The organism is Capnocytophaga sp. oral taxon 863 str. F0517, assembly GCF_000466425.1.
In the GTDB taxonomy this organism is placed as follows: domain Bacteria; phylum Bacteroidota; class Bacteroidia; order Flavobacteriales; family Flavobacteriaceae; genus Capnocytophaga.
The window spans coordinates 1-7,767 of record NZ_KE992138.1 but is presented as its reverse complement, the minus strand read 5'-3'; the positions used below and the strand labels follow the sequence as shown (position 1 = coordinate 7,767).

General features: G+C 45.4%; 2 protein-coding genes. Both read left to right on the top strand.

The window, feature by feature from the left end; genetic code table 11:
- The first annotated feature begins 103 nt into the window (after nucleotides 1-103).
- The gene (locus HMPREF1551_RS06085) at nucleotides 104-442 is read left to right on the top strand and encodes a VanZ family protein (protein WP_231374962.1); all 339 of its coding nucleotides are present in this window, start codon (nucleotides 104-106) and stop codon (nucleotides 440-442) included.
- A 178-nt stretch (nucleotides 443-620) separates the two neighbouring features.
- Nucleotides 621-7,767 (top strand): hypothetical protein (locus tag HMPREF1551_RS06080; RefSeq protein WP_155851610.1); only part of this gene is annotated, 7,147 nt, incomplete at its 3' end.

The window sequence follows — 7,767 nt, the reverse complement described above, 5'->3', positions numbered from 1 at the left end:
CCCCTTGAGGGGGGCTAGGGGGATGTAGAAAAAATATATTGAATATCAATGAATTAATTTCTAAAGTATATTATTTTAACCATTAACCATTAATAATTGACGATTGATTCTAACACTCTACTGGCTTTTTCTTACCTATATGCTGCTGAGTCCTCCCAAGGGGCTACCGCAGGAGTTGCCTCTTTTTGAGGGAGCCGACAAGGTATTCCATGTGGTAATCTTTGCAGTACTCTCCTTTTTATACAAAGCCACTTTCTCCCGACAAGCCTTTGGGCGTTGTTTTTTGATACTCATCCTCTATGGAATAGCCACCGAACTAGCGCAGGAATATATGCACTTAGGGCGCTCCGGGGATCCTCTTGACCTCTTAGCCGATGCAATAGGGATTGTATTAGGCTATAGAGCAATGCGCCTATTAGCCCACAAGCTCATGCAGCGATAAGCAATTGGTTAACGAACTGACTATTAAAAAGATTTAATTTCAAACATGAAATGTTTAAAAATAGGTTAATGAATGTAGATAACTTTTTTAAAAAGGGACTGTAAAATCTTTAAAAAAAACCTATATTTGCAGATAAAAAGTAAAACTTATTTTTAGTATGCTAAATAAGGTTAATAAGATGCAGAAAAGATTCTTTAATCTATTAGTTATCATAGGGTTATTGCTTTCGAGCAAATCATTTGCGCAGAGCTGTGATCCCTATATACAGAAGGCCTTGGAGCAGACCCACATCACTACTTTCTCAAAAGTAAGCTATGGAGCTACGGCCAAATTTGTCATTCGCTATCCGCTGAATGATACCAAGTACATCCTAACGGATCAGGATGGGAATACCTATGTATATAGGTATAGCTACTCTCAACCTGCCGATGAAAAAGTCACTATAGAGATTCCAGTGGGCGTGACCACCAAGGAGCGACGCTTTGCCCTCAAGGCGGAGAATGGGCTTTGTACCTATACTTCAGGTTTTGACTATGTGATCACTCCTGTGAATAGTACCGACCACCAGCTATCTGTCCGTGTGGAACACGAATGGTGTGCTAATGCCGCAGGGATCTTTTTCTCAGTAGTGGGACAGGGAGCCAACAATAGTGATTATGACTTCTACTATAAGAAGGCTTCGGATGCCGCCTACCCTACCACGCCTTTGAGTGCGCTTAAGGTCGAAGGGATAGGGGCTGGTACCTATGATATTAAAGCGGTAAAAAAGACACCTCCCCATACCGAACTTCCCCAGCAAGTGACCATTCGTGCTGATAACGAACCTATTGCTTATACCGCCCAATATATCCCTGCCCTTTGTACAGGGAATGGAAGTATCAAGGTGAAGGTAACCTCTGGGAAGTTCCCCCTTACCTATACCTTACTCAAAGCAGATGGTGTTACAGTAGTAAGGCCTCGCCAGTCTTCTAATGTCTTTTTGGATGTACCAGCTGGTAACTATATGGTAAAGGTAACAGACAACTGTTCCTTTGGAGGTGGAAATGCTTCCACACAAGTGGTCGTGGCGGCGAATCAGATTCTTAATTTTACCCAAATAAGAGTAGATGCAGACCGCCCTTTGGTACATGAATACAGTTGTGACTATGTAGCCTTTAAGAATTTGGAGCTCAGAGGGTTGAATATAGAAAAGGTATGGGAAGCCGATGCTTTTCCTTATCCCTTTGAAGTGAAGTGGGAGTTTGTCTCTCCAACAAACCATACCTATTATTATGCTAAAAATATAACCAATCGTACCGACTTGGAACAGGCCTTCAAGCTCTCGAGTGGGGGAGATCAAGATGGACATAAGTTCCTGGAATGGAAAGAACATGTCTATCAGAGTACTCCTAAGGAGTTCGGTACTTGGCGTATTACCGCCCATATTACCGCCTGTGGGACGACCAAAACCCTCCCTTATGTAGCGCGTGCGGCAGAGGATCCGATGAAGGATATCACTTTCGAAATGGATAATGCAGGCGGCTGTAATCCTGCGGTCAAAGCCGTCCGATATGGCTACTATGCCCCTTATATTCCTGTCTATTATGTGTTGGAGCGTTATCCTGCACACCTTGACCCCAATGCCGCAGGCTTTTATAAAATCCACACCTCACATCCTGGTATGCAGGATAAGTTTGTAAAACTATTGGATACTAAGACACGTGTCTTGATTCCTTCGGGCTTGCTAAATGTGGGAGATAAGGTACAGTTCAAGGTGGTGTCAGCAGATTGTCCTACTCGTTCGGAGTCTTATCCGGAACTTACTATACAAACAGGGGTTACCGAGTCACCTGCTGTCCTATACCTCTCTCAGGTAGCCAGCTGTAAGGGCGTTACTGCTACAGGTACCGAATATGCTTCTTTGCGTATAGAAAATATGTACAATAGGGCACAGATTGCCCGAATAGTTATCACTGACTTCACAGGGGATCGCTCCAAGCTCCCCACGGGTATGTCCATCCCTTATGTAGTGCCTGATTCGGATCGTATCCGTAAGGATCTTTGGATTGTAAAAGACCTTCCTGCCGGAACTTATACGATCAAATATACCGATACTTGTGGCTATGAAAAGACAAGAACAGATGCAATTATAGGGCCAGAGGCCTATACGCTCTCTTGGAGTGCCAACTGCCTTCCTAAGGTCAGTGGCAACTTAGCACAAAAGCCTAAGGGGAATGTGCTTTATTCCATAGAGCGTTATGATACAGCTACCAATACTTGGAAACCCGCCTCTTCCAATGGAAATCCCCTGCCTATCTTAGGTACGGAAGGAGCCTCCGAATCCCCTATCTCAGGAGCGCTAAAGGGCAAGTTCCGTATCGTACGCCGTACCTTCACCCATACAGAAAATCAAAATGAAGGGCCTTACGAATGTACCCAAGTGCTTTCCGAGAAGGAATACAAAGGTAGCTTGGAAGGCCTCAGTGCGGTAGGTTTTGGTTGTGGAGAATTCCGTCCAGGCAACCCTCCTAAATATCATATCGCCCTTATCCCTAAGGGCGGGCAGCCTCCTTATACCTATACCTTAGTAACTAAGGATGGAATAGCTGTGAACCGACCCAGTACCGATGGCAATTTCTTCCTTAATGTGGATCCAGACAACCTCAATACGCGCTATGTGTTCAAGGTAAGGGACAATTGTGGTAACGAAAGAACCTACGATGAGGTGATTTCCAACTTCTTACCTCCACAGCTTACCACCTCACAAGAATATTATTGTGTAGGGCAAAAGGCCATTCTTTCGGTGCCGGACTTGGGAGACAAGATCAAAATAGAGTGGTATCGCTCTGATAACCCTACCCATGTGATTTACCGAGGGACTACTTTGGAGGTGTTTCCACTCACAGAAGACGATTTTACCCATACCTATGGCGTACGATTTCTCGCAGAGTACGATAATGATGTGAATGCTTGTATCGCTCGTGCCAATATACAGGCCTATCAGCTAAGAAAAGCCAATGACTATCCTGCTTTTACCGCACCCAACGCTCTAAGTTTGGAGAAATGTGCTCCCGTGGATACCACTCCTGAAATATTTGACCTTAATAGCCTCTTTATCAACCGAGATAGTAATATAGGAAACTATACCGACTTACAGGTGCGTATCGTGGATAAGGCAGGGGTGATTGTAGTGCCTGCCGATGGCAAAATCAATATCAACACCCCTGAATATGCAGGTCGTACCAATACCTTTATCTATAAAGTGTTGCGCCCCTGTGGGGAAGTCTTGGTCAGTGCCGAGGCTACCCTCAAGGTACGTAAGACGACTGCCTCGGATAAGGTAAAGACCCAAATTGTTATCTGTCAGGAGGATATCACCTATGGAGAGGTAGCGCAGCTGATTCTCTCCCAAAGTGAGGCAGCTGTAAGCCAAGCCGCTCTTGCCTTCCATTGGTATACTTCCGCCCAGGATGCTCAAAATGAAACCAATGAGAAACAGGCTTCGGATGCGGTAGGAACGATCCCTAATGGAGGCAACAAGACGCTCTATTTGCGCGTACAGCAGAATTACCTTTGCCCCAGTGCTACCTTGAATATTACCCTCAGTCGTACATCCACTACCGCTTTGGCTCCCAAGAATTTCGGGGCTATATGCGCTCTTACAGTAGGAGAACTCAAAAAGCGTATTGATGCCGTAGAACACGCTAAGATTATCCTCTATCAGAATGGGGTCGCCCTTGCCGATAGTTATCAGCTATCCTCAGGTACATCCTTGACCTATAGCAAGCAGGAAGGTACTTGCCTTACCGCTCAGTCACCAGTGACTGTAACGATACAACCTCATTCGGTAGCCGAGCCTAAGGTGATTCCGCTTTGTACCCAGTACTGGAAGGAATATGGCTTCTCTTATGTTTATATAGGGAGGCTTAGAGCGGCCTTGCGAGCCCTTTATCCTTCCGCCAAAGCCGATGGTATCAAAATCTATGATCAGGATAAAAACCTGCAAAATGATTTTGGTATTCTAAAGGTAGATAGCAGTGGCTTCTTTACCATAGAGGAGGATAACAAGTGTCCGTCCGACTATTACCCTGTGTCTGTTTTAGAAAAGGAACATACCCCAGCTCGGGCAGAGGCATTGAAGCTTTGTCCAGATGCAACCGTGGGTGCCCTTAGAACTCTCTTGGTAGCCAAAGGCTATACCGGTACCCTCAATATCTATAAGAATGACGGCCTTCAGATGAATGATAGCGATCCAGTGGACTGGAACATGCTGGACAAATATACCTTTACCATAGAACAAGCGCCTAAGTGTCCTAGCCGACATATGACCCTTAGCTTGGAGCGCTCTACCAACCTCACTCCAGCGGTGGCACGTACCGTAGCCCTATGTAGTACCACTACCCCCACCGCGGGGCAAGTAAAGGCTGCGATAGCCCCTTCGGCTAAGCTATACCTCCAAAATGGTAACAACTGGGACGAACAAAATGATAGTAACTCTATAAACCTTTCTATAAAATATTTCTATACCATACAGGATTCAGGCAAGTGTGTGAGCGAAAAAACGCCTCTGCTCATTGCCCCTAAGCCAGCAAAGCCTACAGGGGTGAATGCCAATCAGACTTTCTGTGCGGCAGATCAGAAGCGCGTAATAGACCTTGACCCTCAGGGAGCAGACCTACGTTGGTATGATATAGCCACAGGAGGTACGCCTTTGGCTTCTGGTATCTTATTGCGTACGGCTACTTATTATGTAGCTCGTACCAATGGTGATTGTGAGAGTGACAGGGAAGCGGTCAATGTACAAATAGTGGATCCACAGTTTGAAAGTATAGTGGCAAATCCAGCAACAGTTTCGCCAACAGGAGATTCTGTTACCTTGACCTTTAAGGGAACCCCTAATGCAATAGTAACCTTCCAAATAGGCACCCAGCTAGAGCAGACCATCACACTGAATGCTACAGGAGTGGTTACTTATACTGAAACGATACAACCCAATACGATAGTGAAGGTGACCAAAATTACCGATGGTACCCTTACCTCTTGTAGTAAGGTATTGGATAAACAGATAGAAATATATCAAAGCCCTGGTTGGCAGCTTATCCCTCCTCAAATAATCCAGCAACCTACTGACCAAACGGTATGTGTAGGAGCGACTGTAACGATAAGAATGGAAGCTGCTGTTTCTCTAGGAGCGGTTCCTACAGATATGATCCTTATGGAAAAGAATGGAGGTACATTTTCTCAAAAAGGCTATCTGACAGAAACAAGGAATGGAGATAAGCGAACTTATACCGCTACAATTACCGCTACAGAAGCGATGAATGGTAAGGAATATGCTATGAGTATAAGGACGACTCAAACCTTGCCACCATTAACACGAGTATACACAGTACAATCTAATACATTTAGGCTAAATGTACAATACCTAAAAATCAAAACTCCGCCTGTAGTCCCAGCACCTTATTGTAAAGGAGCTCCTGTAACGCCACTTACTGTTGTAGCAGAAGGGAATGATACGAACTATACCTACCAATGGTATCAGAATAGCACCAATAGTAAGGTGGGAGCCACCCCTATATTGGGTGCCAATGCGGCTTCCTATACCCCTTCTACAGATCTGATAGGTACTACCTATTACTTTGTAAAAGTAGCCAACGATGCAGGATGTAGGACAGTGGAAAGTAACATCATCCCTGTAACGGTGAAGAATAGCCTTACCATTACCAAGCAGCCATCGCATGCTACCTATTGTGAAGGAGAGACCAGTGTCACCCCCTTCGAGGTAGAGGCTATTGGAGAAGGACTGACCTATGAGTGGTTCCAGAATACCTCCCCCATCATACATGGAGGCACCACCACAGGGGTAACTACCAACACCTATACCCCGAACACTTCCTCTACAGGGATTACCTATTACTACTGTGTGGTTAAGGACAACTGTGGTAATGAGGAACGTACCATTCCGGTAAGGGTAACTATCAATAAGAAGACCACTATCACAGCACCTCCTGTAGGAGCTACTACCTATTGCCAAAACGATACCGTAACTCCACTTAGAGTAGTAGCCGAAGGAAGTGGTACGCTCCGCTATCAGTGGTATCAAACCGCCACTGCTATCAATACCGGAGGAACCCCAGTAGGAGAGAATGCCCCTACCTATGTTCCTTCTTCAGCTACAGCAGGTACCTTCTATTATTATGTAAAGGTAACAGGCCAGTGTGAGACAGTAAGTAGTAGCTCAGTAACGATAGATGTTAAGGCTGCACCGGCACCACCCGATGTAGATGTACAGACCCCTATCTGTAATGCCACTACTTTGGTAAGAGTTACCTCTAACCTCTCTGGGCTGACCCTCCATGATGAGCATGGGACACAGCTTTTCCAGATAGGAGGATTTATCACTCCTACTCCTTCGCCAGGAGCACATACGATGCGTACAAAGAGTGCAGATGGTTGCTTCTCTGCCGCAGTACCTTTTACGGTAAAACCCAAGATGGCTCCCGATAAGCCAGTCTTGGAAGTGCATGAAAATGCTACTTGTACCGATAAGACAAAGATTAAAATCGTAGGCTACGATCCTCATCTTAATTATCACTATTTCTTAGCAGGTACTTTCACTATGCTTCATGTGGATGCAAATGGGGTGATCACCACTGACTTGGCGGCAGGTACTCATAGGATCTATGTAGAAAATCAAGGCTGTCCTTCACCGGATTCGGATAAATTTACCATAGAGTCTTCTAAGAAGCCTGTGACTCCAACCTTGGATAAGGTCAGCGATCCGAACTGTACGAATCCTACTCTGATGAAGATTGCCAACATCAGCCAGTACTCTGGGGCTACCTATACCTTTGTCAATAGCCAAAATGCAACCGTTAGTGCCTCTGTGGACGACGGTACAGGTAAGATTACCGACCTTCCAGCAGGAAGGTATCAGCTAAAGGTAACCCAAAATGGTTGTACTTCTGATCCCTCGGCTTACTTTACCATAGCCGCGCAACTCCCAAGCCCTGCTCAACCTACAGTGGTGGCTAAAGATGCAGCAAACTGTGATAAACCAAGTACAGTGAAGATTTCCAATGTGGTATCGACCAATGATGTAAGCTATATCTTTACCAATACCGTAACCAATGCCGTAGTAAGCCCTGCTCCTACAGTAGATAGAACCACTGGGGTGGTAACCGGTTTAGCGGCAGGTACTTACAAGGTGACAGCCAAAAAAGGTATTTGTACAGAGACCTCGGCTTACTTTACCATCACCGCAGCCAAAGGTCGTCCAGACAAGCCAACAGTAACCACTGTGGATCAGTGCGATGCTGTAAGTACCGCTAAGATAACCAATGTTA